The sequence below is a fragment of the Paraburkholderia dioscoreae genome (assembly GCF_902459535.1).
In the GTDB taxonomy this organism is placed as follows: Bacteria; Pseudomonadota; Gammaproteobacteria; order Burkholderiales; family Burkholderiaceae; genus Paraburkholderia; species Paraburkholderia dioscoreae.
This window is the reverse complement of sequence record NZ_LR699554.1, coordinates 921,923-944,542: the sequence shown is the minus strand read 5'-3', so window position 1 is coordinate 944,542 and position 22,620 is coordinate 921,923. Positions and strand designations below refer to the sequence as shown.

The 22,620-nt window shown below is 64.2% G+C and carries 22 protein-coding genes; 9 read left to right on the top strand and 13 right to left on the bottom strand.

Features of this window, described 5'->3' with window-relative positions:
• Positions 1-790 precede the first annotated feature (790 nt).
• Together PDMSB3_RS24400 and PDMSB3_RS24395 are read left to right on the top strand one after the other, a co-directional pair.
• Positions 791-3,112, top strand: coding sequence for an enterotoxin A family protein (locus tag PDMSB3_RS24400; protein WP_232064319.1), 2,322 nt, complete (start codon positions 791-793; stop codon positions 3,110-3,112).
• Positions 3,113-3,387: 275 nt separating this feature from the next.
• Positions 3,388-4,755 (top strand): MFS transporter, encoded by a 1,368-nt coding sequence (locus tag PDMSB3_RS24395; protein ID WP_197740304.1) that lies wholly within the window; start codon positions 3,388-3,390, stop codon positions 4,753-4,755.
• Positions 4,756-4,859: 104 nt separating this feature from the next.
• Here the strand turns inward: PDMSB3_RS24395 and ltaE are convergent, their stop codons facing one another.
• The 3 genes from ltaE to PDMSB3_RS24380 form a co-directional block, all read right to left on the bottom strand.
• Positions 4,860-5,867 carry a low-specificity L-threonine aldolase gene (gene ltaE, locus PDMSB3_RS24390; RefSeq protein WP_035516512.1) on the bottom strand — a complete coding sequence of 336 codons (1,008 nt, stop codon included), beginning with the start codon at positions 5,865-5,867 and terminating at the stop codon, positions 4,860-4,862.
• Positions 5,868-6,015: 148 nt separating this feature from the next.
• Complete coding sequence (locus PDMSB3_RS24385) at positions 6,016-6,786, bottom strand: peptidoglycan DD-metalloendopeptidase family protein (RefSeq protein WP_007176578.1); 771 nt, start codon at positions 6,784-6,786, stop codon at positions 6,016-6,018.
• Between the two features lie 154 nt (positions 6,787-6,940).
• Entirely contained in the window at positions 6,941-7,252 is a 312-nt protein-coding gene (locus tag PDMSB3_RS24380; RefSeq protein WP_007176577.1) for a cupin domain-containing protein, read from the bottom strand.
• A 249-nt stretch (positions 7,253-7,501) separates the two neighbouring features.
• Between PDMSB3_RS24380 and PDMSB3_RS24375 the strand changes: the two genes are divergently transcribed.
• Both PDMSB3_RS24375 and PDMSB3_RS24370 read left to right on the top strand, forming a co-directional pair.
• On the top strand, positions 7,502-7,822 hold the full coding sequence (locus PDMSB3_RS24375) for a hypothetical protein (RefSeq protein ID WP_007176576.1): 321 nt from the start codon (positions 7,502-7,504) through the stop codon (positions 7,820-7,822).
• A gap of 163 nt (positions 7,823-7,985) precedes the next feature.
• The gene (locus PDMSB3_RS24370; protein ID WP_007176575.1) at positions 7,986-8,744 is read left to right on the top strand and encodes a DUF2968 domain-containing protein; all 759 of its coding nucleotides are present in this window, start codon (positions 7,986-7,988) and stop codon (positions 8,742-8,744) included.
• A 176-nt stretch (positions 8,745-8,920) separates the two neighbouring features.
• Here PDMSB3_RS24370 and PDMSB3_RS24365 read toward each other — a convergent pair whose 3' ends face one another.
• The 7 genes from PDMSB3_RS24365 to PDMSB3_RS24335 form a co-directional block, all read right to left on the bottom strand.
• Positions 8,921-9,238, bottom strand: coding sequence for a DUF4148 domain-containing protein (locus PDMSB3_RS24365; protein WP_007176574.1), 318 nt, complete (start codon positions 9,236-9,238; stop codon positions 8,921-8,923).
• Positions 9,239-9,503: 265 nt separating this feature from the next.
• Positions 9,504-10,913, bottom strand: a complete 1,410-nt coding sequence (gndA, locus tag PDMSB3_RS24360) for an NADP-dependent phosphogluconate dehydrogenase (RefSeq protein WP_007176573.1) — start codon at positions 10,911-10,913, stop codon at positions 9,504-9,506.
• Between the two features lie 148 nt (positions 10,914-11,061).
• Complete coding sequence (locus tag PDMSB3_RS24355) at positions 11,062-11,694, bottom strand: DUF938 domain-containing protein (RefSeq protein ID WP_165188001.1); 633 nt, start codon at positions 11,692-11,694, stop codon at positions 11,062-11,064.
• A 14-nt stretch (positions 11,695-11,708) separates the two neighbouring features.
• Entirely contained in the window at positions 11,709-12,314 is a 606-nt protein-coding gene (locus PDMSB3_RS24350; protein WP_007176571.1) for a pyridoxamine 5'-phosphate oxidase family protein, read from the bottom strand.
• Between the two features lie 41 nt (positions 12,315-12,355).
• Positions 12,356-13,225, bottom strand: a complete 870-nt coding sequence (locus PDMSB3_RS24345; RefSeq protein WP_007176570.1) for an NAD-dependent protein deacetylase — start codon at positions 13,223-13,225, stop codon at positions 12,356-12,358.
• A 121-nt stretch (positions 13,226-13,346) separates the two neighbouring features.
• On the bottom strand, positions 13,347-13,532 hold the full coding sequence (locus PDMSB3_RS24340; protein ID WP_035517098.1) for an oxidoreductase-like domain-containing protein: 186 nt from the start codon (positions 13,530-13,532) through the stop codon (positions 13,347-13,349).
• 77 nt (positions 13,533-13,609) lie between these two features.
• The gene (locus PDMSB3_RS24335; RefSeq protein ID WP_007176568.1) at positions 13,610-14,374 is read right to left on the bottom strand and encodes an SDR family oxidoreductase; all 765 of its coding nucleotides are present in this window, start codon (positions 14,372-14,374) and stop codon (positions 13,610-13,612) included.
• A 375-nt stretch (positions 14,375-14,749) separates the two neighbouring features.
• Between PDMSB3_RS24335 and PDMSB3_RS24330 the strand changes: the two genes are divergently transcribed.
• Positions 14,750-15,607, top strand: a complete 858-nt coding sequence (locus tag PDMSB3_RS24330) for a polysaccharide deacetylase family protein (RefSeq protein ID WP_165187999.1) — start codon at positions 14,750-14,752, stop codon at positions 15,605-15,607.
• Positions 15,608-15,696: 89 nt separating this feature from the next.
• Here the strand turns inward: PDMSB3_RS24330 and PDMSB3_RS24325 are convergent, their stop codons facing one another.
• The gene (locus tag PDMSB3_RS24325; protein ID WP_007176566.1) at positions 15,697-17,109 is read right to left on the bottom strand and encodes a DUF2252 domain-containing protein; all 1,413 of its coding nucleotides are present in this window, start codon (positions 17,107-17,109) and stop codon (positions 15,697-15,699) included.
• Between the two features lie 90 nt (positions 17,110-17,199).
• A complete protein-coding gene (locus tag PDMSB3_RS24320; RefSeq protein WP_007176565.1) occupies positions 17,200-18,213 on the bottom strand; it encodes a hypothetical protein in 1,014 nt (337 codons plus the stop codon).
• Positions 18,214-18,634: 421 nt separating this feature from the next.
• On the opposite strand from PDMSB3_RS24320, the gene motA reads away from it, so the two are divergent.
• From motA to PDMSB3_RS24300, 4 genes are all read left to right on the top strand, one after another.
• A complete protein-coding gene (motA, locus tag PDMSB3_RS24315) occupies positions 18,635-19,504 on the top strand; it encodes a flagellar motor stator protein MotA (RefSeq protein ID WP_007176564.1) in 870 nt (289 codons plus the stop codon).
• Positions 19,505-19,518: 14 nt separating this feature from the next.
• Positions 19,519-20,508 (top strand): flagellar motor protein MotB, encoded by a 990-nt coding sequence (gene motB, locus PDMSB3_RS24310; protein ID WP_007176563.1) that lies wholly within the window; start codon positions 19,519-19,521, stop codon positions 20,506-20,508.
• 90 nt (positions 20,509-20,598) lie between these two features.
• Positions 20,599-21,282: a Pr6Pr family membrane protein gene (locus tag PDMSB3_RS24305; RefSeq protein WP_165187997.1), complete on the top strand. Its 684-nt coding sequence runs from the start codon at positions 20,599-20,601 to the stop codon at positions 21,280-21,282.
• Between the two features lie 165 nt (positions 21,283-21,447).
• Positions 21,448-21,735, top strand: coding sequence for a CsbD family protein (locus PDMSB3_RS24300; protein WP_007176561.1), 288 nt, complete (start codon positions 21,448-21,450; stop codon positions 21,733-21,735).
• A gap of 55 nt (positions 21,736-21,790) precedes the next feature.
• Here PDMSB3_RS24300 and PDMSB3_RS24295 read toward each other — a convergent pair whose 3' ends face one another.
• On the bottom strand, positions 21,791-22,603 hold the full coding sequence (locus tag PDMSB3_RS24295) for an exodeoxyribonuclease III (RefSeq protein ID WP_007176560.1): 813 nt from the start codon (positions 22,601-22,603) through the stop codon (positions 21,791-21,793).
• Positions 22,604-22,620: the final 17 nt, after the last annotated feature.

Here is a 22,620-nt window from a genome sequence, read left to right as displayed (position 1 = left end):
GGGCTCGATGCGTGTTCAAATCAGGGCGCCTAGCCTGCCGGGCGGTTGTGGAGCAAGGGCGTGCAGTACGCGGGGTGCCGGTCAGCTTGTGGACGCTGCGCGAACTTGACCGTTAGTTGCATTAATCAGGACTTTCTGACTTACCCCGTTACTACCTGTCACTCCGTCGTGTCTGGTTTCATGGTCACAGTTGCCCGCTCCGCTCAAGGGCGACGCGACCTGTGAGAAACCAGCGAGAGGTGCAGCGATGACGATTTCGGCAGCAGGTAACCGCCCCACGAATTTCAACGATACGAACCCGAATGCGACGCCGGACGGCCAGCTAACGGACCGGCAAACACGAGCCCCGTCATTTGGCGCATCGCGCGGCGCACGAACCGGAGAGGACGAGCGGAAGGGTTCGACGCAAATTCAAGGTGTGACGTCCCAGACGCAGAACGCAAGCACGCTCGCGCATCAGCCCCGCCCCCCATCCGCCTTTGCGAGCCTCGTCTTCAAAACGCGCCGGGCCGCCGCGACCATGCACCCGTCCGGCGCGGCACCATTGCCTCCGGACGTCGCCCGAAGGGAAGGGTCGGCCCACGGTGTCCGACCGGGCGCAGACGCTGCGGCCAACCGGCCGGCAGCGCCTCTGGTTGCGAGCGGTACGCCTCCCGACGCCCGGGTCAAGCGGCAGACGCCTCCCGTTCACGATCCGTTTGAGGACACTTACCAGGCTTACGCGGGTTCCGCCGCAGGAGAGAATGGCCTGAATATAGAAACCCTCGATTCGGCGGCCAGGCAGCCGGATGTGCTGGATGATCAGTGCGCGGGTCTGTCCTGGCTGGCCATGCACAAGATCATCGAGGGTCGCTCGCTCGACTTGATGGGAGCGACCGACGCTGTTTATCGGCGCCTTCTTGCGCCCTCAACGCGGTCGTCGACACTCGACGAAATTCACCGTCTGCAAACGGCGCACGAGGATGCGCCGCCGAGTGATGTGCCAGGCTACGAAATGCGCCAGGGCCGCAATGAATTGACAACCCCCAGAGCTCTCGTCAACGATTTGCAACGTCACTTTTCGACCCCACTTCCGTCGCACGACGGGTTGGGCACGGCGCAGGATACGTTCACGGACGTGACCTTGAGCTTTGGGGACGGAAGTCACCATGCGATCATCATCCAGCGAGTCAACCGGTCGGCAGACTACCGGAACGATGAATACCAGCTTTACGACACAAGTCACGGCGCGTTCAGATATCAAGGCTTCGACTCGCTCGCCACCGCCATCAACGCGCTCTACGAGCATGGTTACGCGAATTTCGGCGGCGTTACCGAGGCATGGACGACCTACTATGCAGACCCGCTCACCTGGCGCGCCTATACCGGCGTCGCGCCGGACGCCCACCGGGAAATGATGCAGAATGCCGCGCTTCGCGCTTTCGGCAACGAGCGGCCCCCCGTGCTCGCGCCGACGGATCCGGGCCAACTGCCTCCGCCTCCGGATTTCGACCAGCCGGGCCCGTCAGGCTGGGACGGCGGACCACGTACCGAATTCAGGCGAGCCACCGGCGTGGACCAGCCTGATCATCCATTCGCGCTTTTCCGGCCGTCGCAGACGAGTCCCGCTCAGCTCAAGGAGCAGCAGGGCTTTTCGGTCGAAGACACCCCGCTTCACAATACCAACCTTGACCTGCACGACTCCATCGTGGCGGGCAACCCGGCGGCCACCGACGGCGGCGGCTACGTCGGCACGTTCACCGGACGGGCCGCGGCGCAGGCGCGTATCGATGCGACGGCCGCGAAGAAGGGCTACGTCTATTACGTTGCTCCGTCGCCCAACATGGTCGACGTACAGGGCAGTCTTGGCAGCGAGCACGCGCGTGCCCCGCGCGACGGCGAAGTGGCTGCAATGGGCCATCTCGACTACACGCAGATCCGCGGCTGGCAGAAGTACGAGAACGGCAAGCTGGGGCCGTACGTCGCCAACCCGGACTATCGCTGGGATATCTATGACGAGACCCGCACTGCCGGTGCGCAACCGCAACTGGCGCATTTCTCGCCGGACAACCCGGCGTGGGCCGACGCCGAGCATCGTCCGTTCGTCACCCCGTTCCAGCAGGACGGTAAGACACTCTACCGGCCGAACGAGAATCCCGCCCTGATGCAGGCGAGGTTCTACCAGCATGCAAATGCCGACATACAGCAAAGAGTGAATGACCAGGCGAATCATCTCGCCTATCGGGGCCCCGTGACCATCGGAACGGACTGGGCCAATGGCGGCGCCGACAATCAGGCGCGACTGAACTTCGCCGCAGGCTATCCCTCCATCGACCGGTCGCCGGCCAACGGCGGAGAAGACCGCTTCCGCATGGGCGACGACGGCCGCATCCATCTGGCAAGCGATTACAACAAGGTGCTGCGCATCGACGGCGACGGGAATGCATACATCGGTTCGAATCCTGGCGCCGGCAGCCTCAACGGCGTGTTTTTCCATGATCCGAAGACCGGTGCCATGATTCACGTCGAGGACCGCAAGCTGCTCACGGAAGGCGCCGTAGCCTATACGCCCTACGTCGCGCCGCCCCAGGGGCGGTCCGGACTGACGGCCCGGCAGAGCTGGCGGTTCAGCGATTCGTCCGGAAACAAGGTGGAACCTCCGGTCCCCCTCGCCACGTTCAGGAACTCCACGGCAGGCAGTCCCGAGCAGCTTTACCGGTTCTACCAGAACCCGGACAGCGCGTTGCCGGACGGCGTGTCGCATTTCGTCACCAGCGTGCCTGGCGTGAAGTCGCAGCAGGGCTCCGGTTTCCTGTTTTATCCGGATCACATTGCGCAGGGCAATGCCGCCGCCGCCCGCCAATGGCTTACGGCGCACAACGCCGCGTGGCTGTTCAAGGATGGCTTCTACGCCGTAGCGAGCGGCCCCACTACGCTGGAGGTGCGCACGTTAGGCGGCACGCCGGTATGGCGCGCGCAGATCGATCCAGCGACGGGGCACGAAACCTACCTGATGCTGCAAAACGGGATCACGTCGAATTACGACACGCCCGCTCGAACGTGGCAGCGTGTGCTGGACAACGAGAAGCGGGACGACTTGCTGCGCCGGCGCACGGGTCAGAGCTACATGTGAATTGCCTGTGAGTGCCCGCGGTCGATAGCGGGAAATTCCGGCACGCTCAGCACGATTTCCGCGTGTCTGTAACAATCGCTACATTCGCCGCGCGCCCGCCTGAAAGCCTCGAAAGCCGTACTCAGGCCGTGCGCGCCTCACGCCACACAACCCTGCCGCTCCCGCGCCGCGCTCCTCGACTCGTGCGGTGCGTCGGCATGCTTAACCCGACGAGCCACGCCTTGTCCGACAAACCCAGTCTCTCCGCCACCCGGCCTTTCCCTGCGGACGCCCCGCTGTCCGCCGCCAACCGCCGAGCATTGGCCGCGATCATGCTCGGCGTCGCGCTCGCCACACTCGATACCGCGATCGCCAATACCGCGCTGCCCTCCATTGCCGCGGATCTGCATGCGGCGCCCGCGGCGTCGGTGTGGATCATCAACGCATATCAGCTCGCGATGGTCGCGACTCTGCTGCCGCTCGCCGCGCTCGGCGATATCGTCGGGCATCGGCGGATCTGCATCAGCGGGATTGCGCTCTTCACGCTGGCGTCGCTGGCGTGTTCGCTGGCGTCGACGCTGCCGCTGCTCGCTGCCGCCCGCATCATGCAAGGGCTCGGTGCGAGCGCGATCATGAGCGTGAATACCGCGTTGATCCGCTACCTGTATCCGCCCCACCGGCTCGGACGCGGCCTCGGCACCAACGCGCTGGTCGTCGGCGTATCGTTCGCGGTCGGGCCGACGGTGGCGTCACTGATTCTGTCGGTCGCGGCATGGCCGTGGCTGTTCGCGGTCAACGTGCCGCTCGGCCTGCTGGCGCTGGGTTTCGCATGGCCGGCGTTGCCGCACACCGAGCGCGGCAAGCACAACTTCGATCCGGTCGCGGCGCTTCTGAACGTCGTTACTTTCGCTGCGTTGATCTTCGCGCTCGGCGAGGCGGCCCAGCGTGCTTCGACACAACTGGTGCTGAGCGCGGCGGCGATCGCGGTGGTGTTCGGGCTCCTGCTGATTCGCCGCGAAACCGGCCACCCGGCGCCGATGCTGCCGGTCGATCTGTTCAGGCGGCCGGTGTTCGCCCTGTCGGCGGTGACGGCCGTATGCTCGTTCGCCGCGCAAGGGCTGGCGTTCGTCTCGCTGCCGTTTTACTTCGAGGGTGTACTGCATCGCAGTCAGGTCGAAACCGGCTTTCTGATGACGCCATGGCCGGTGGTGGTCGCGCTGGCCGCGCCGCTGGCGGGCAGCCTGTCCGATCGCTATCCGCCGGGCTTGCTCGGCGCGATCGGCCTCGCGGTGCTGTCGGCGGGCATGGCGTCGCTGGCGCTGCTGCCGGTTCATCCGCATGTTCTCGACATCGGCATCCGCATGGCGGTTTGCGGCGCGGGCTTCGGCTTCTTCCAGTCGCCGAATCTGAAAGCATTGATGGCGAGCGCACCGCCCGAACGCAGCGGCGGCGCGAGCGGCATTGTCGCGACCGCGCGGCTGCTTGGGCAGACCACCGGCGCGGCGCTGGTCGCGTTGAGCTTCGGGATTGCCGGCCGGCATGGGCCGACGCTGGCGCTCGGCAGCGGCGCTTTCTTTGCCGGCGCGGCAAGCCTGGCGAGCGGGTTGCGCCTGCTCGTGCCGTCGCATCGGTCGGGCGGGCATGCGAAAGCGTCGATGAAATGAAAAAACGGGCGCGCTGGGGTGCAATTCAGTGCGTCCGCTTTGTTCTGGCTGATTCCTGCGGCTTTACCTAACCGCGCCTAACCGCGCGCGACCGTGCCAAACACTCAGCGTGCCGCGAAATACGCTTTCACCGCGGCAATAAACGTATCGATATCCCCACGCGTCACATCCTTATGCGTCACGAATCGCGACGCGTACAGCATCTGCGTGAGAATACCGCGCTCCTTGAGCCACGCTTCGAGCGGCGCGCAATGCTGCTGCGGAAACTGCGCGAACACCATGTTGGTGGCGACCGACTGCACCTTGACATGCTCGATGCCTTCCAGACCCGCTGCCAGATGCGCGGCGTGTGCGTGGTCGTCGGCGAGACGCGCCACATTGTGATCCAGCGCGTACAGGCAAGCCGCCGCCAGGATGCCGGCCTGACGCATGCCGCCGCCCAGCACCTTGCGCCAGCGCTGCGCCACGTCGATCAGCGCCTGGCTGCCCACCAGCACTGAGCCGACCGGCGCACCCAGTCCCTTCGAAAAACAGATCGAGATCGAATCGAACGGCTCGCACAATGCGGCGACCGGCTTGCCCGAAGCAACGGCCGCGTTGTAGACGCGCGCGCCGTCGAGGTGAGCCGACAGGCCGCGCTGACGCGCCAGATGCACTGCCTCGTCCACATAAGCGGGCGGCAGCACCTTGCCGCCGATGGTGTTTTCCAACGCCAGCAGCCGCGTGCGTGCGAAGTGATTGTCGATGGGCTTGATCGCGGCGGCGATCTTCTCTAGCGGGATCGAACCGTCCGCGGCATTCTCGAGCGGCTGCGGCTGGATGCTGCCGAGCACTGCCGCGCCGCCGCCTTCGTACTTATAGGTATGCGCGAGTTGGCCGACGATGTATTCGTCGCCGCGCGCGCAATGCGCCATCAAGGCGGCCAGATTGCTTTGCGTGCCGCTCGGAAAGAACAGGCCCGCCTCCTTGCCGGCGCGCTCGGCAACCGTGGCCTGCAGACGCAGCACGGTGGGGTCGTCGCCCCAGACGTCGTCGCCGACTTCAGCGGCCGACATGGCCGCGAGCATGGCGGGAGTCGGACGGGTTACGGTATCGCTGCGCAAATCGATCATTGTGTGTCCCTGTGCGTCCATGAATGACCGCCTGCGGCGGCCGGTCGCCGCCGCTGCGCCGCTATCGACGCAGCGAACCTGCCGCAGGCAGTTTAGCCACACAGTATATTCAATTCGCGCAGCGCCGAAATCGCGCTAAAAAGATGCGTCACCCACCCGACTTCGGCAGCCACGCGAGCGGATCGACCGGCTGGCCGTTCTGACGGACCTCGAACTGGATCGACGCCACGCCGCGGCTGTCCACCCCGACTTCGCCGATGGTCTGCCCTTGCGCGACCGCGTCGCCCTCCTTCACCAGCAGCGTGCTGTTCTGCCCATACGCGGTGATCAGCGAATCGTCGTGTTTGATGATGATGAGCGGGCCATACGCCTCGATACCCGAGCCCGCATAGACGACGCGGCCGGTGGCGGCAGCCTTGACCGGATCGCCCGGTCTTCCGCCGATCACGATGCCGTTCGACTTGCCCGGCGCGAAGGCTTTCAGCACCGGTCCACGCAGCGGCCATTGCAACACGCCTTGCTGCGGTCCGGCGGACGCCGTCGGGGCGCCGGGCGCCGCGGGTGAACCATTCGGCCCGACGGCGACCGGCGGCGTCACCACGCTGCCCGAGGCCATCGGCGGAGACACCCGCAATACTTGCCCTGGAGTAACCGCGGCGTTGACCGCGAGGCCATTCCACGCGGCGATTTCCTGGGGTTTGCGACCGTAGGCCGATGCAATGCCGCCGATCGTGTCGCCCGGATTGACCCGGTAGAAACCGGCAGGAACGGGAACCGTGCTGAGCGTGGTCGGACGTGACGGCGTGCTGCTGTAAAACGGCGTGCTCTCCCACGGCATGGTCGTGCAGCCGCTGAACATCACGCCGAGCGCGGCCGCTGTGAGCCACCGGATCCCCGTTAATTGCCATGGTCTTGTCATGTGATTTTCCTCGACTCTTCGTTCAATCAATCGGATTCAATCGATGGCCAAGCATTTGCCATGCCGCCCGTCTCGAAGGCCCGGCAGCGGTTAACCATTATGCCGCCGTGCGCGGCGACGACCGCCCCACATGGCATCGGCCTTCCGCCAACGTTCAGACGCTGCCCTCTGCCTCCACCACCAGAATGCGCGCCGCGCCGAGCGGATGGGCCACATGTTCGGTGCCCACCGCAGCGTAAAACACGTCGCCCGTTTCGAGAACGGCCGACTGTTCGACACCGCCTTCGCGATAACGCATCTCGACGCGGCCATCGAGCACGGCAAACACTTCCTCGCCATCGTTGACATGCCACTTATAGGGCTGATCGGTCCAATGCAGGCGCGTCGTAATGCCGCCCATGTTGGCGATATCGAGCGCGCCCCAGGCGCGCGTCGCGGTGAAATCCCTGCTGCGAATGATCTTCATGGTCACCAGGCCGTGGAGGAAAGACAACGTCGCCAGTCACGGCCCACGGGGCATGGCGGGCCGCTCATGCCAGCGCGAGTCATGTATGGCTGGCCTCATTATAGGTGCGGCGGCTCGCCTGCTCGCTGGCGTCGGGCCGCGCGGCCCATTCGTGTGATTATTGAATCCTTTGAGCCCTGCCCTATACTCAGTCTTGCTGCCACGGCCCGCCGTACGCAAAAACGTCTGAATTCTGCAAGGGAGTTGAGGATGAACAAAGCCACTTTTCTGGCCGTGCAGCTCAACGTGGACGACATTGCGGCGTCGCCCGGTCTGGTGGAACTCCTGAACACACACCTGGTTTTCGCCGCCGACGTGGCCGAGGCCGCCGACGCGCTGGTACAGTTGGCAAGCATCGCGGGATTGTCGAGCGGCGTCGAAGCCAGCGTCGAGATCCCTGCCGTGGCGATCGAGCGGCTGCGCGAGGCGCTCGACAATCTGAGCGGCTACGACGAATCCTGGCTGCTCGCGCTCGAACCCAGCCGTGCGCTGTTCGATGAAATAGGCCGCCGGCATCGTCCGCTGCATTAGACGTTCGTTCCCGATTACACCCGCATTGCCGCGCACCCGGCGTCCGCTCACCGGCGCCGCTGGTCCGCCCCGTTTCACTCACCGCCTGGCCTGCCACACTACCCGGCCTGCTTCACTGTCGGCACCGTTTGCAGATTTCGGGCGACTCAACCGGAGGACCGCCGTGAAAAGTCTCCTGAACCGCCGCAGCGTGCTGGCAGGCCCATCGCATCTCGTGCAGGATGCGCGAGCAAGCGCCTGCGCTCCTTCATCGCCCGACGACAACGAGGGGGCAACGCTTGCCGCGGCAGCCGAGGCGGCTTGCGCGGACGCCGCGGCGCCGGCCTCGTCGCCGAGGCCGGCCCGTCCCGTGACGACCTTGCGGCCGGTGCCCGTGGTGCCGTCGCAGGTCAGCTCACGCGGCGTGCAGATCGCCGACACGGCGGAGGTCGAGTGGCTCGCCGAAGAAGAAGCGCTGACGCCGTTCCGCGTGTTCCGCAGCTTTGCGTATTCGGTCAGCCTGCTGTTTCACGCGAAGGAACTGGCGTACTACGTCGCCCTGTATCAGGACGGCTCGCTGTGGCGCGCGCTCAAAGCCGCCGATCTCGAAGCCGCCGAAGCCGCCTTTCATCATTTCGAAGAACAGGCGACGCGACTCTCGGACGGCGAAACGCGCCGCGCCCAGTTGGAGGCGCAGAACGAACAGCTGGCGCGGATGATCGCCCGGTCCGAGGTACAGGCTGAGCGGCTGCGCAGCGAGCTGCAAAGGCGCGGCACGCAGGAGCAGACGGTAGCGAGCCGGCAGCATCAGGTGCGCAAGGATGTTTCGCAACTGGAAGCACAACGCGTAGCCGCGCAGGCGCATCTGAACAAGACGCATCGGCAGATTCACCAGCTCAATCTGACTAGCAACGAAGCGATTCCGCATCTGCCGAGCCGCTGAATCGCCGGCGGCGAAAACCATGCGCCGCTGTTCGCAGCAATAGACAGATAGCGGCACATGCCTGCGGCCGTGCCGCGCCGTAAACGACAAACGCCGCCCGGCAATCCGGACGGCGTTTCCATTTGCGCGCCGCCTGCTATCCAGGCAGGCGGCGATTCCAACAGTTTCGGCGTGAATTAGTTGCCGAAGTAGACCGAGTTACGGTCGGTGCTGCTCACCGGGCGGCCAGCTTGCGAGGTGCCGACGGCGGGGGCGCCGTAACCGCTGTTCACGGCCTGAGCGGTGCCGTTTTGAGCATCGACACGCGCTTGGGCAGCCTGGATATTAGCCGGGTAGTTGATCTGATCGCCCGCCGGGTTGTAGCCGGCCTTTTCCAGTTGAGCCAGTTCAGCGCGAACTTGAGCGCGCGTAACCGGCTGATTCGATTGAGCAAACGAAGCGACCGGGGCAACCAGAGCGGCGGCAACGACAACTGCAGAGATAAGGGACTTCATGATGTAAACCTCCAGAACTTGTTTTTAATGCGCTTCGGACTTAGTGTCTCGCAGCGGTTAAGTAGAAGTTTAGGAGTGTCGACACCTAGGGGAAACCCCTAAAACGACGAAACTCTATTTCGAAAATCGCAATAGTAGCCGACGCGCCACGCCGTGCGGCTATCTGCCCAATAGCTTTCAGCAATAATTCGCTATCTCAATTTCAAGCACTGGCGCTGCCCGGCGCGCCTTGTCATAAGGACGCGCCGGGCAGCCATTCAAACGCTCAGCTCCAGTTCGCGTGAAAGCTGCCCGGCTTGTCGATACGTTCAAAAGTATGCGCACCGAAGAAATCGCGCTGCGCCTGCACGAGGTTCGCCGGCAGGCGTTCTGAACGATAGGCGTCGAAGTACGCGATCGCCGACGCGAAAGCCGGCACCGGCACGCCCGCGTTGACCGCCGCGATCACGACTTCGCGCAAGGCCGACTGGTAGTTCTTCGCGATGTCGCGGAAATAGGGATCGAGCAGCAGATTGGCGATCGCTTTGTCCTTCGTATAAGCGTCCGTGATCTTTTGCAGGAAGCGGGCGCGGATAATACAGCCGGCGCGGAAAATCTTTGCGATCGTGCCGTAGTCCAGATCCCACTTGTACTCTTCCGAGGCGGCGCGCAGTTGCGCGAAGCCTTGCGCGTACGAAATCACCTTGCTGAAATACAACGCGCGCCGCACCGATTCGATGAACGCCTCACGCTCGGCGCCGAGCGGCTTGGCCTGCGGCCCTTCCAGCACTTTGCTCGCGGCCACGCGCTGCGTCTTCAGCGACGACAGCACGCGCGCGAACACGGCTTCGGTAATCAGCGGCAGCGGCGCGCCGAGGTCGAGCGCGTTCTGGCTGGTCCACTTGCCGGTGCCCTTCTGCGCGGCGCGATCGAGAATCACGTCGACCAGATCCTTGCCGGTTTCTTCATCTTTCTTGCTGAAAATCTTCGCGGTAATTTCGATCAGATAGCTGTCGAGCTCGCCCTGATTCCACTCCGTGTAGACCTTGCCGAGCTCCTCGTTCGAAAGTCCGACCACCTGCTTGAGCACCGCGTAGCTTTCCGCGATCAGCTGCATGTCGCCGTATTCGATGCCGTTGTGCACCATCTTCACGAAGTGGCCCGCGCCGTCCGGTCCCATGTAGGCGACGCATGGCTCGCCGTCCGGCGCCTTCGCGGCGATCTCGGTGAGAATCGGGGCCACGAGGTCGTAGGCGTCGCGCTGGCCGCCCGGCATGATCGACGGGCCTTTCAGTGCGCCTTCTTCGCCGCCCGACACACCCGTGCCGATGAAGTGCAAACCTGACTTCGCGAGATCCTGATTGCGCCGGATGGTGTCGGTGAAATGCGTGTTACCGCCGTCGATCAGAATGTCGCCCTTGTCCAGCAGCGGTTTCAACTGGTTGATCGTGGCGTCGGTGCCCTCGCCCGCCTTGACCATCAGCAGAATGCGGCGCGGCTTTTCCAGCGACTCTACGAATTCTTCCAGCGTGAAGGCCGGCACCAGCTTCCTGTCCGGATATTCGGCGATGAGTTCGTCGGTTTTCTCGCGGCTACGGTTGAACACCGACACCGCATGGCCGCGGCTCTCGATGTTGAGCGCCAGATTGCGGCCCATGACCGCCAGCCCCACCACGCCGATTGCCTGTTTGCTCATGTGAATTCTCCAGAGTCCAAAAAATGTCGTGACGCCGCGCCGGAAGGAACATCAGCGGGACGTCGAGGGTGAAAGAATAAAAGAAATGCCGACTTGCCGCTGACCGGCAGCCGGTGGGCAGCGCGCCACTCGCTGCGTCGAACGTTTGTCAGACCCGCGCCGCGTCCGTGCGTTTCCGGAACACCAGACTGAAATTGTTGGCCGGCATGGCGAGCGGCTCATCGCACACGAATCCGACCGAAGCGCCCAGGCCCACCACGGTTTCCATGTCGCGCACGCCCCAAGCCGGGTCGCGGCTGCGCAACTGCTGATCGAAAGCATCGTTGCTCGGCGACGTATGCGCGCCGCCGCGTTTGCAAGGACCGTACAGATACAGCACGCCGCCGCCGACGAGACGGCGGCTCGCCCCCGCGAACAGCGCCTGCGTCGCGCTCCACGGCGAGATGTGAATCATGTTGATGCACACCACGGCGTCCAACGTGTCTACGCCCCAGTCGGGCTGATGCACGTCGAGCGCGAGCGGCGCGCGCACGTTTGCGAGCCCTTCGTGCGCGATCCACGCGGCGATCGAAGCGCGCGCGGCAGGATCGGCATCGCTTGGTTGCCAGTCGAGACCGGGCATGGCGCGGGCAAAGCAGACGGCATGCTGGCCCGTGCCGCTCGCGATTTCGAGCACGCGGGCGGTGGCCGGCAGTGCTTCGCGCAGCACGGCGAGAATCGGTTCACGGTTGCGTTCGGCGGATGGCGAACGTTGCCGCAATGCCGCTTGGGAATCCGTCATGTTCACCTTAGGTTTCAGTACAAGGCCGTGCGCACACGTTCAGCGAGCTCGCGGTCATAGGTGGCCGCGTCGAACTGCATGCCGTTGATGCGCCGGTGAATCTCGCCCGCGCTCGGCAGCCGCGAACGTTCGACGTAATGCGCCGGATCCCACAGTTTCGAGCGCACCAACGCTTTCGAGCAATGAAAATAGACGCTGTCCACGTCGATCAGCAGCACGGTGCGCGGCAGTTTACCTTCGACGGCAAAACTGTCCAGCCATTGCGGATCATTGGTAATGCGGCCGCGGCCGTTCACGCGCAGGCTCTCGCCCACGCCGGGAATGATGAAGAGCAGCGCCAGACTCGGCTCGGCGATGATATTGCGCAGACTGTCGAGCCGATTGTTGCCGATACGGTCCGGCAGCGCGAGCGTGCGTTCGTCGACGATGCGCACAAAACCCGGCGCGTCGCCGCGCGGCGAACAGTCGAGGCCTTCCGGCCCGGCGGTGGCGAGCACGGCGAACGGCGCGACTTCGATGAACGCGCGATAGTCTTCATTGATGTACGGGATCTCTTTACGCACTGCGCGCTCGTGCGGCTGACCGTAGAGGGCTTCGAGTTGCGCGATCGTCGTCAGCATGGGTTGTCCTTTCGAGGTGCGTTTCTGTCGGAGCAGCCTGTTCAATCCAGCGCCAGCCGGGCGGCCAGCTCGGTCAGCGTATCGGCGCACGGCGCCGCGATTTTCAGCGACAGCAGCGGGTCCGCGCGCGTACGCCCCAGGTTGATCGCGACCACCGGCTTGCCCTGCTTCTGCGCCCACACGCAAAAGCGGAAGCCGGAGTAGACCATCAGCGACGAGCCGACCACCAGCACGGCGTCCGCCGCGTCAAGCGCATGCGAAGCCGCTTCTACGCGCTCCTTCGGCACGCTTTCGCCGAAGAACACCACGGCCGGCTTCAGCAAGCCGCCGCAGTTCGGGCAGGCCGGAACGCGGAAGCCGGCAAGATCGTGCCATTCGAGATGCGCGTCGCCGTCCGCGGCGGTTTCGGCCGTCACGTTCAGAAGCGCGGGATTGTCCGCTTCGAGCGTCTGCTGGATCGACGCGCGCGAGTGTTGCATGCCGCAGTCCAGACACGTCACACCGTTGATACCGCCGTGCAGTTCGATCACCTCGCGGCTGCCCGCCCGCTGATGCAAACCGTCGACGTTCTGCGTCACCAGCGTCGGCACGTGACCGGCCGCTTCGAGCCGGGCGAGCGCGGTGTGTGCCGCGTTGGGCTCGGCATGCGCGACCACCGGCCAGCCGACCATGCTGCGCGCCCAGTAGCGCTGGCGCATGGCGGGCGTGCCGAGAAACTCCTGGAGCGTGATAGGTGGCGAACGTTTCCATTCGCCATTGTCGTCGCGATAGCCGGGAATGCCCGAATCGGTGCTGATGCCCGCGCCGGTCAGCACGAACAGCCGTGGATAACGTTGCACGAAACGATGCAGATCGTCCAGCGTATGCGATTCATTGAGAGGTTCGAGAGGCGCGGACTGAAGGTCGGTCATGACGGAGCATGGTGAAGGGCTGCGGCGCTCGAGGCGAAACCCTGAGCGCCGTTCAACGGCGCGTGCGCGGCTTGCCGCGCCGCGCTGCCGTCATGCGCTGCGCTTGTTGCACCTATTGCACCTATTGCGCCTGTTGCCGTGTGTGCTGCCGCGCTTGCCATGCGGCGAACGCGACTCGATAACGTTCCAGCGCTTCGTCGTAGAGATCGAAAACACACGGATTGCAGCCGCTATGACAACAGTCGTCGAGATCGGGCTGCGCGGGAGGCACCGGCTGCGGGTCGTCCTCAAGTGTGGTTCGGGGCACGGCGAATCGCAATCCATCGGAGCGGAAAGCGCCCAGTATAAGTGGATCCCGCGCGGCTTGCTGTGCGCGCCGCGCCGTCAACCCCGGCCGACGAACGGCATCTTGCTCGCCATGATCGTCATGAACTGCACGTTCGCCGTGAGCGGCAGTTCGGCCATGTGCAGCACGGCGTCGGCCACATGCTGAACATCCATCAGCGGCTCGACCGCGATCTCGCCGTTGGCCTGCGGTATGCCGCGCGCCATGCGGGCGGCCATTTCCGTCGCCGCATTGCCGATGTCGATCTGCCCGCAGACGATGTCGTATTGGCGGCCGTCGAGCGACACGGCTTTGGTGAGGCCGGTAATGGCGTGCTTGGTCGCCGTGTAGGCAATGCTGTGCGGCCGCGGCGCATGCGCCGAGATCGAGCCGTTGTTGATGATGCGCCCGCCGCGCGGACTCTGCGTTTTCATCAGACCGAAGGCCGCGCGTGTGCACAGGAATACGCCGGTGAGATTGGTGTCGACCACCGAGCGCCATTCGTCGATATCCAGTTCGTCGATATCGACGGGCGAACCATTGCGGCCCGCGTTGTTGAACAGCACGTCGAGACGGCCGCGCCGTTCGCGGATCGTGTCGAACAAGGCGGCGACGCTACCCGCGTCGGTGACGTCGCACGCCACGGCGAGAGCGTCGCCGCCGAGATGCTGCGCCTCCTCGACCACGGCATCGAGCAGTTCCTGGCGGCGGCCGGCCAGCACCACGCTATAGCCGTGCTCCAGCATCCTGAGCGCGCACGCCCGGCCGATCCCGCTGCCCGCGCCCGTTACCAGCGCGACCTTCTTGATTCCCGTTCCCGTCACGACACGTCTCCTCGTTGTACAGATGGTGCGATTTAGCACCATACAACAGCGGGTCGTCCATCACAAATGCACGCGCGGCCGGTCTTCAAGTCGACGAACGATTCCGCGCGGTCTTCTGCGCTGATCAGGCGCACGTTCGTGTCCTTCTGATCGTTCGTCTGCCGCAACAGGCTCTCCGCGGAAGAGTGCCCACCCTGGTCACCGGCCTGCGAATCCATGCCGCCTTGTCACGTCTTTCAGCGCGCTTTCATCGGTAACTGTTCCTGCGGGCGGGCGCGTCGCGGTACGCATCGATGGTATCGTTTGCTGTTGCGCGTCACGCGCGCAATTCAAGGCCTTCCCAGGAAGGAGGAAGGAAGACAGGAAGCACGTTTTATGAAAGAACTCTCCACGCCGCCGCACGGCGCCCGCCACGCGCCGCTGTCCCGCTGGCCGCGCACCGGCTATCCCGCGATGCTCACGGCCACCGCCGCATGGCACGTGTTCGTGCTGGCCGGATGGCTGCTCGCGCCCGCCGCGTGGCGCTGGTGGCTAGCCGCGATTTTTGCGAATCACGCCATTTTCACGGTGGCCGGCCTGCTGCCGCGCACCTCGCTGCTCGGCCCGAACTGGACACGCCTGCCCGCTGCCGCGCGTAATGCCGACGCGATCGCGCTGACCGTCGACGACGGTCCGGATCCGCTCGTCACGCCGCAAGTGCTCGATCTGCTCGACGCCTTCGGCGTGCGCGCCACGTTCTTCTGCATCGGCGCAAAGGCACAGCTTTACCCGGACCTGACACGCGAGATCGTCGCGCGCGGCCATGCGCTCGAAAACCACTCGCAGGTTCACACGCATACGTTTTCCGTGACGTTTCCCGGCGCGCTCACGCGTGAGATCGACGCCGCGCAACGCACGCTCGAAGCACTGAGCGGCGAGCGGCCCATGTTCTTCCGCGCGCCGGCCGGCTTGCGCAACATCTTTCTCGAACCGGTATTGCGCAACCTCGACCTGCGGCTCGCGGCGTGGACGCGGCGCGGCTACGACACACGCGAGCGCGATCCCGACGTGGTCACACGGCGCCTGCTCGACGGCCTCGCGCCGCGCGACATTCTCCTGCTGCACGACGGCAACGCAGCGCTCACGGCCGAGGGCATGCCGCTGATCCTCGCAGTCTTGCCGCGCGTGATCCGCGCGGCAAGACTGCGGCATCTGCGTTTCGTGACGTTGCGCGAGGCGCGTCTCGACAACTGAGCACGAGCACGCACGTGTGTAAGGCGCAGCGCATGCTGGCTGCGCGGCTCGCTCGCAAAGCAGCCCGGCGAGCCATGCGAAAGCGGCGGCTACACGCGGAAATCCGCCGCCATGTCTTCGTCCGTGCGCGCTTCCAGCTCACCACCGCGGCATGCCTTCAGGAACACGTCGTAATCGCGTTCCACCTGGTCCGCGTAAGTCATCGCATATCCCGCGAGCGCTTCCGCGAACTGGTCGCCACGGCCGATATACGCGCTCACTTCGATTGCCTGCCCGCTCGCCTTCGCATGCGCGCGCGCCATGATCCAGCCGCATAGGCGCGCGTAGCCGTCCAGCAGGTCGTTGTCGAATAACTCGATGTTCGCCGACAGCTTCATGTCGCGTAACTGGCGAAAGTAAAAGTGCCGCCCGAGCGGCCCCGCCGCCCAGCCGAGAAAGATATCGCTTGCCGCCTGCAGCATGCGTTGTCCCTGCACGACGCGTTCGCCCTCATGCCTGATGGCCGGCGACTTGTAGAACTGCGCGATCACAGAGGGCCGCGCCTCCTTGATTTGCAGGAACAGCGGCTTGCCCATGTGATCGACCATCAGCATCACCAGGCAGCGCGTGCCGACGCTGCCGACGCCCACCACTTTGAACACGAGATCCTGCGCGGTGAAATGGTCCAGCAGTTCGCGCCGGTCGTGCGACAGCGTCTTCACGTAGTCACCCCACATGCGTTCGAGCATCTTGCGCCAGTTCGAGCCTCGGAACGCTTCGGTCTCCTCCGGTGTGAACAGCGTGTTGGCGCCCAGTACGTGAAACAGGGCCGGTGGCGCGTCGCGGATCGTCCAGCGGCCGCCGTCGTGCTCCGCCATTTTCTCGAGCAGGCTTTCGTGCGTCCGGCTCGCGGCCTTTTCCATGCCGCGCCGCACAGTGCGGCGGCGTTCGGGCGTCAACGCGGTCTCCGCCATCAACTCGAAGGTAATGCGGTCGTACCAGAGTTCGAGCGCGCCGCACTGCGCGTACTGTGCCATGCGATCGCGATATTCGGTAACCGCCGTCATCACCAGACTCTCCGCCGTGCCCCGGCTCAGACGCATGTGACGCGCGGCGACGACGAGGCTCGCGGTGAGACGTTTCAGATCCCACTCGAACGGCCCGACCGACACCTCGTCGAAGTCGTTCAGATCGAAAACGAGTTGCCGCTCGGGCGTGGCGAAACCGCCGAAATTCATCAGATGGCCGTCGCCGCAGATCGGCATGGTCAAACCCGTGTCGCCCACCTTGCTGAGATCGTGTGCCTGCAAGATGGCGGTGCCGCGAAAGAACGTGAAAGGCGACACAGCCATGCGTCCATAACGCAGCGGCACGAGGTTATGCACGCGGCCTTCGCTGCTTTGCTTGAGCAACTCGATCGGATTGCGATGCAGTTCGCCTACCGCTTTATGGCTCGAACGTTTCGAGTGCTCACGGGCGGCGCGGCCACGGGCCTCCCGCTCGGCGATGGTGCTGGCTTTCATGCTGTTCTCCGTTGTTCCGAGTCTTGACTTGCGGTTCGAGAGACTGCTTCTGCTGGCACGACAACACTTGACGCCTGACGCCGTGAGCCTTCACCAACGATAGCCCAGACCACCGAAAATCACGTCCGAATCACGATCATAGCGGGTCACGACGCGGTTCCATTCGAGCCGCGCGTCCCAGTGGTCGCTCAGGCGATACGAGCCCGCGATCGTAACGAGGCCGGAGAACTTGCCGGCGCCCGGTCCGGGCGTCGCGCTGTTCTCGTTCTCGTTGATCGCATAGTAGGCGCCGAGGCCGAGCGCCAGCGCGACCTTGTCGTTGAGAAACGCGCGGGTGGCCCACAACTGGCTGGTGAAACCGTCGCGGCGCGCCACCTTGCTGCTGCCTTCGTGAAGATAGCCGACCGTTACGTCGAGATACTTCGCGAGGCCGCGCCGGTACTCGATCGCGCCGCCGAACGCGCTCGGCGAACTGGTCGAATTCACAATGGTTTTGCCGAGATACAACGCCACTTCGTTGTTGGTGACCTTGTGCGTGCTGCCGCTTGCCCAGTCGCGCGGACCGGGCGAGCCCGGAGCGTCGAGTTGATAGCCGACGCCGAACATCACGCTGGTCGCATCCGGTCCGCGCTGCACATGCACGCGATTCAACTGGAGTTGCGTGATCCAGCGGCTCGACGCGTAGTACGCGGCGCGCACGCTATACACCACGCCCCAGCCGTGAGTATCGGAATAACTGCCGCCCTGGCCGGCGGTGGTCGTGTCGAAATACCGGTACGGGCCGACGCCCGCCTGCAGAACGAATTGCGGGCTGCCCACGGGAATGCGCCCCCACAACTGGATCATCTGACCGTCGCGGTGGTGATCGGGAATGTGCCCTTCGTTGAGCCACGTGAAGCTGGCGGCGAAATATTGCCCCAAGCCTTCCTGATAGTTGAAGGCCCACGTATAGGTGTTGGTACTGCCCGCACGCGAGCCGCCGCCGAATAGCGAGAACTCCTGAGCGTGACCGGGCGTTGGGACGAACAGCAGACTGAGGCCCGTCATGCCGGCGGCCGCCGTAGGCACCAGCCAACTTTGGACAGCAGATCTCAGTTTCCGCATGCGGCAATTCCTCCCCGGTTGAGTCGCTAGCGCTGCCGGTGCCGATAGACGACGGGGCCATCACGCGACGAAGCGCCGCGAGAACGGCCGTCGGTACAAATCGATCGTCATGCTACCAGACCGGTCGGTAAAAAGGTTACCTATCCGTTCTGGCAACAGCGGCATATTGCCCGGGCTTTTAGCGGAACAGCAAACACGAATTGCGACGGCGACATCGCAAGACGCGGACGAATTTACCTGCGTATAGTCAAAAAATTAACCGATCAGTGAACTTATTTCCCGTTTCAGCCAGACCAGCACTTCAGCACCATCGGATCACGCCGTTTACCAGTACATACAGAGATTTGTGACGCACCGGAAAACCCTTGAAGCAAGGGCTTTTCTGGTCGAACGTGGGCCGCGCAAGATAATCGGAGAGAGTATGTTTGTTGCAATCGGCTGGGTTTTGGTGATCGGTTCCGTGTTAGGCAGTTTTATCGGCGTGGGCGGCCATCTGCCGGCGCTCATTCAGCCATTCGAACTACTGTGCATCTTCGGCGCGGCAATCGGTGCGTTTGTCGTGAGCAACCCTACTTCCACGCTGAAGAAAACCATCAAGGCGATTCCGTCATGCTTCAAAGGCGGGGGCTATACCAAGGAAAAATACCTTGAACTGATCGCCCTGCTCTACGAGTTGCTTCAGAAGGCGCGCAAGGAAGGCATGATGTCGCTCGAAGCCGAAGTGGGCGCGCCGAAAGACAGCGTGATTTTTCAGAAGTATCCGCATGTGCTGGAGGATCATCATCTGCTCGACTTCATCGTCGACTATCTGCGCATGATGTCCGGCGGCAATGTGAACGTGCTCGAAGTACAGGATCTGATGGATGAGGAACTGGCCACGCATCACGCGGAATCTGCAGTCGCGGCCAACGCCATTCAGAAAATGGCGGACGGCCTGCCCGCTTTCGGCATTGTCGCCGCGGTCATGGGCGTGGTGCACACCATGGGTTCGGTCGGCGCGCCGCCCGCCGTGCTCGGCGAGATGATTGCGGGCGCGCTGGTTGGCACGTTCCTCGGCATTCTGCTCGCGTATGGCTTTATCGGCCCGCTGGCCGATCTGCTCACCGCCAAAGGCCGTGCCGAAGGCAAGCCTTACCAGTGCGTGAAGGCCGTGCTGCTCGCGTCGCTGTCCGGCTACGCGCCGGCGATCGCTGTCGAGTTCGGCCGCAAGGTGCTGTTCACCGCCGACCGCCCGAGCTTCCAGGAACTCGACGACGCCGTGCGCGCCACCAAGACGCCGAAGTCGGCCTGACGCGGAGCAGCATGATGAGCGAAAAAAACTCGCGCGCGTCGCAAGGGGAACAGGCGCTGGCACCTGTGATCGTGCGCCGCTCGAAGAAGGGCGAGGATCATGGCGGCCATCACGGCGGCGCATGGAAAATCGCGTACGCCGATTTCGTTACCGCGATGATGGCGTTCTTCCTGCTGATGTGGCTGCTCGGCTCCACGTCCAAGTACGACAAGCAGGGTATCGAAGACTATTTCAACACGCCGCTGTCGAGCCTGATCGGCGGTAACGAAGGCACGGCCGCGGCGCGGCCGAGCGTGGTGCAAGGCGGCGGCCGCGACATCTCCGATACGCGGCCCGGCGACGGCAAAAAGAGCCAGACGCAGCCGACTCCGCCCGCCACCGCCGCGCCGACGGTAGCGCCATCCGACGCGGCGCGCCTCGAACAACTGAAGGCGAAGCTCACCGCGCTGATCGAGCAGAGCCCCGCGCTGAAGGCGTTCAAGGATCAGATCCGCATTTCGATCACGAACGAAGGGCTGCGTATCGAGATCGTCGATTCGCAGAACCGGCCGATGTTTCCTTCCGGCAGTTCGAAGCTGCAGCCGTATGCGGAGACGATCCTCACGCAGATCGGCGCGGCGCTCAACGACGTCGACAACCGGATTTCGATTGCCGGCCACACGGATGCCGTGCCCTACACCGCGGGGCCGGAGGGTTACTCGAACTGGGAACTGTCGTCCGAACGCGCCAATGCCGCGCGCCGCGCGCTGGTCGCCGGCGGCATGCATGGCGAAAAGCTGCTGCAGGTGCGCGGACTGGCGGACGTATTGCCGCTGAACAGCAATATCGCCGATGAGCCGACCAACCGGCGCATCAGCATCCTGGTCCTGAACAAGGCCGCGGAACTGGCATTCTTTCATGACGGCGGGCGCACCGCGATCGACGAAGCCGTGCCGGCGAGTTCAGCGATTCCGGCGGTAGTCGGGCGCCTGCAGCCGGTGACCGGTTCGCATGGCACGCCGTAGTATTCTGTCGGCCTCGCGCGAGGCCGGTTCGGCGCATGCGCCCTGCAGCACGCACTGCAAAGCGCATGCGGTGTGTATAGAATCGAACGCATGCGCCCTGTCCTTTCCGAGCCGCGGGAGCCCGAGCTTCCGCTGCATACGCCCAGTGTTTCGTCGGTGACGCTGGCGGCGATCGTCGCCGTCATTGCGTGGATTTCCATCGTCGCGCAAGCCGACGTGACGATCGATCGCACGCTCGCGCGCGGGCTGACCGTGTTCGACGGGTTTGCGCGTATGAGCAGTTACCTCACGAATCTGACGGTACTCGCCTGCGCGATCTGTTTTACCTGCGTGGCCTTGCGTTCGCACAGATCGGCGCCTGCGCGGTTTTTCCGGCAGCCTACCGTCGTCACCGCCGTGGTTGTCTATATGGTGTTCGTCGGCATCGCCTATAACCTGCTGCTGCGCGGTTTGTGGTCGCCGGCAGCGTTCCGGTTGCTGCTCAACGAATCGCTCCACAGCGCCCTGCCGATGCTGGCCGCGCTCTACTGGGTGCTGTTCGTGCCGCGCTTTCATCTGAAGCTGCGGCATTGCCTGTTGTGGCTGGTATATCCGCTGGCCTATCTCGGGGTGACCTTCTGGCGCGCGAGTCTGTCGGATTTCTATCCCTATCCGTTCATCAACGTCGAGATGCTTGGGCTCAGGCATGTCGTGGTGAATTCGGCCCTGCTGTTCGGCGGCTTTATCATGCTGATGGCCGTATTCGTGGGAATCAATTCGCGGCGCCGGCGCTGACATCCGCAGCCGCTTTGCGGGTTCCTCCTTTGGCGGGCGCGCTTCTTGCGCCCTGTTTGGTGGACGTGAGCCGCGCTTTCCGGGCGGCATGCGCGAAACCCTGGTGTGGGCGTATTGCGCGCTGCAGTGGCTCACACGTAAATATGACAATGGGAGCAAAATCGTATGGACACCAATTCGGCAGCCAATTCGGCAGAAGGCGCAGTCAAGGAAGTCGCGGGCAAGGTTCAGGGCGCGGTGGGCGACGTATTGGGCGATCCCGGCACGCAATTGGCCGGCAAGGCTAGGGAGCTCAGCGGCAAAGCGCAGCAACTGTGCGCCAGCACCACCAGCCTCGTGCGCGAGACCACGGCGGAAAGCCCATTCACCGCCATTGCGGTGGTCGCGCTTGCGGGTTTCGTGGCCGGCGCGCTGTGGGCACACGGCGCCTCTGAGCGCGACTATCGCCGTTGATCTTCAACGCGGCCGATACCGGGCGATCTGCTTCACGCGATCGCCCGTTCTGCTTTCATGCGCCGCTTTTCTTGCGGCGTCCCGCACCCACCTCCAGTTCGACCCACGCCGGCGCATGATCGCTCGCGTGCGGCTCTCCGCGCACCCACCGGTCGACGCCCGCATCGCGCAAGCGCGGCGCGAGGTCGGCACTCAGCAGCACATGGTCGATGCGCAAGCCGGAATTCGTCTCCCAATGCCGGCGAAAATAGTCCCAGAAGGTGTAGACCCGTTCGGCGCCGAAATGTGTTCGCAGCGCGTCGGTCCAGCCCTGCGCAAGCAGTTGCCGGTAGCGCTCGCGGCTTTCGGGTTGCAGCAGCGCGTCTTTCAGCCAGGAGCGCGGGTTGTAGATGTCTTCGTCGGTCGGAACCACGTTGAAGTCGCCCGCCAGCACGACCGGATGACCGCTTTTGTATAGCTTCGCCGCGTGCCTGATCAGATGACCGAACCATGCGAGCTTATAGTCGAATTTCGGTCCCGGCTGCGGATTGCCGTTCGGCAGGTAAAGGCACGCCACCACGATGCCGCCGACAGCGGCTTCGAGATAGCGGCTGTGAGTGTCGTCCTCGAAACCGGGCAGGCCGCGGCGACTCTCCAGCGGCGCCTCGCCTTTCGCCAGGATCGCCACGCCGTTCCATGCGCTCTGACCTTGCCAGATCGCGCCATAACCGGCATCACGCAGTTCCTCGACGGGAAAGGCGCTGTCCGCCGCCTTCAATTCCTGCAAACAGACAATGTCGGGCGCCTCGCGTTCGAGCCATTGCAAGAGCGCCGGCAAGCGCGAGCGGATCCCGTTGATGTTGAAGGTTGCGATTCGAAGCCTGGCCACGACTTGCCCTCCCTGCA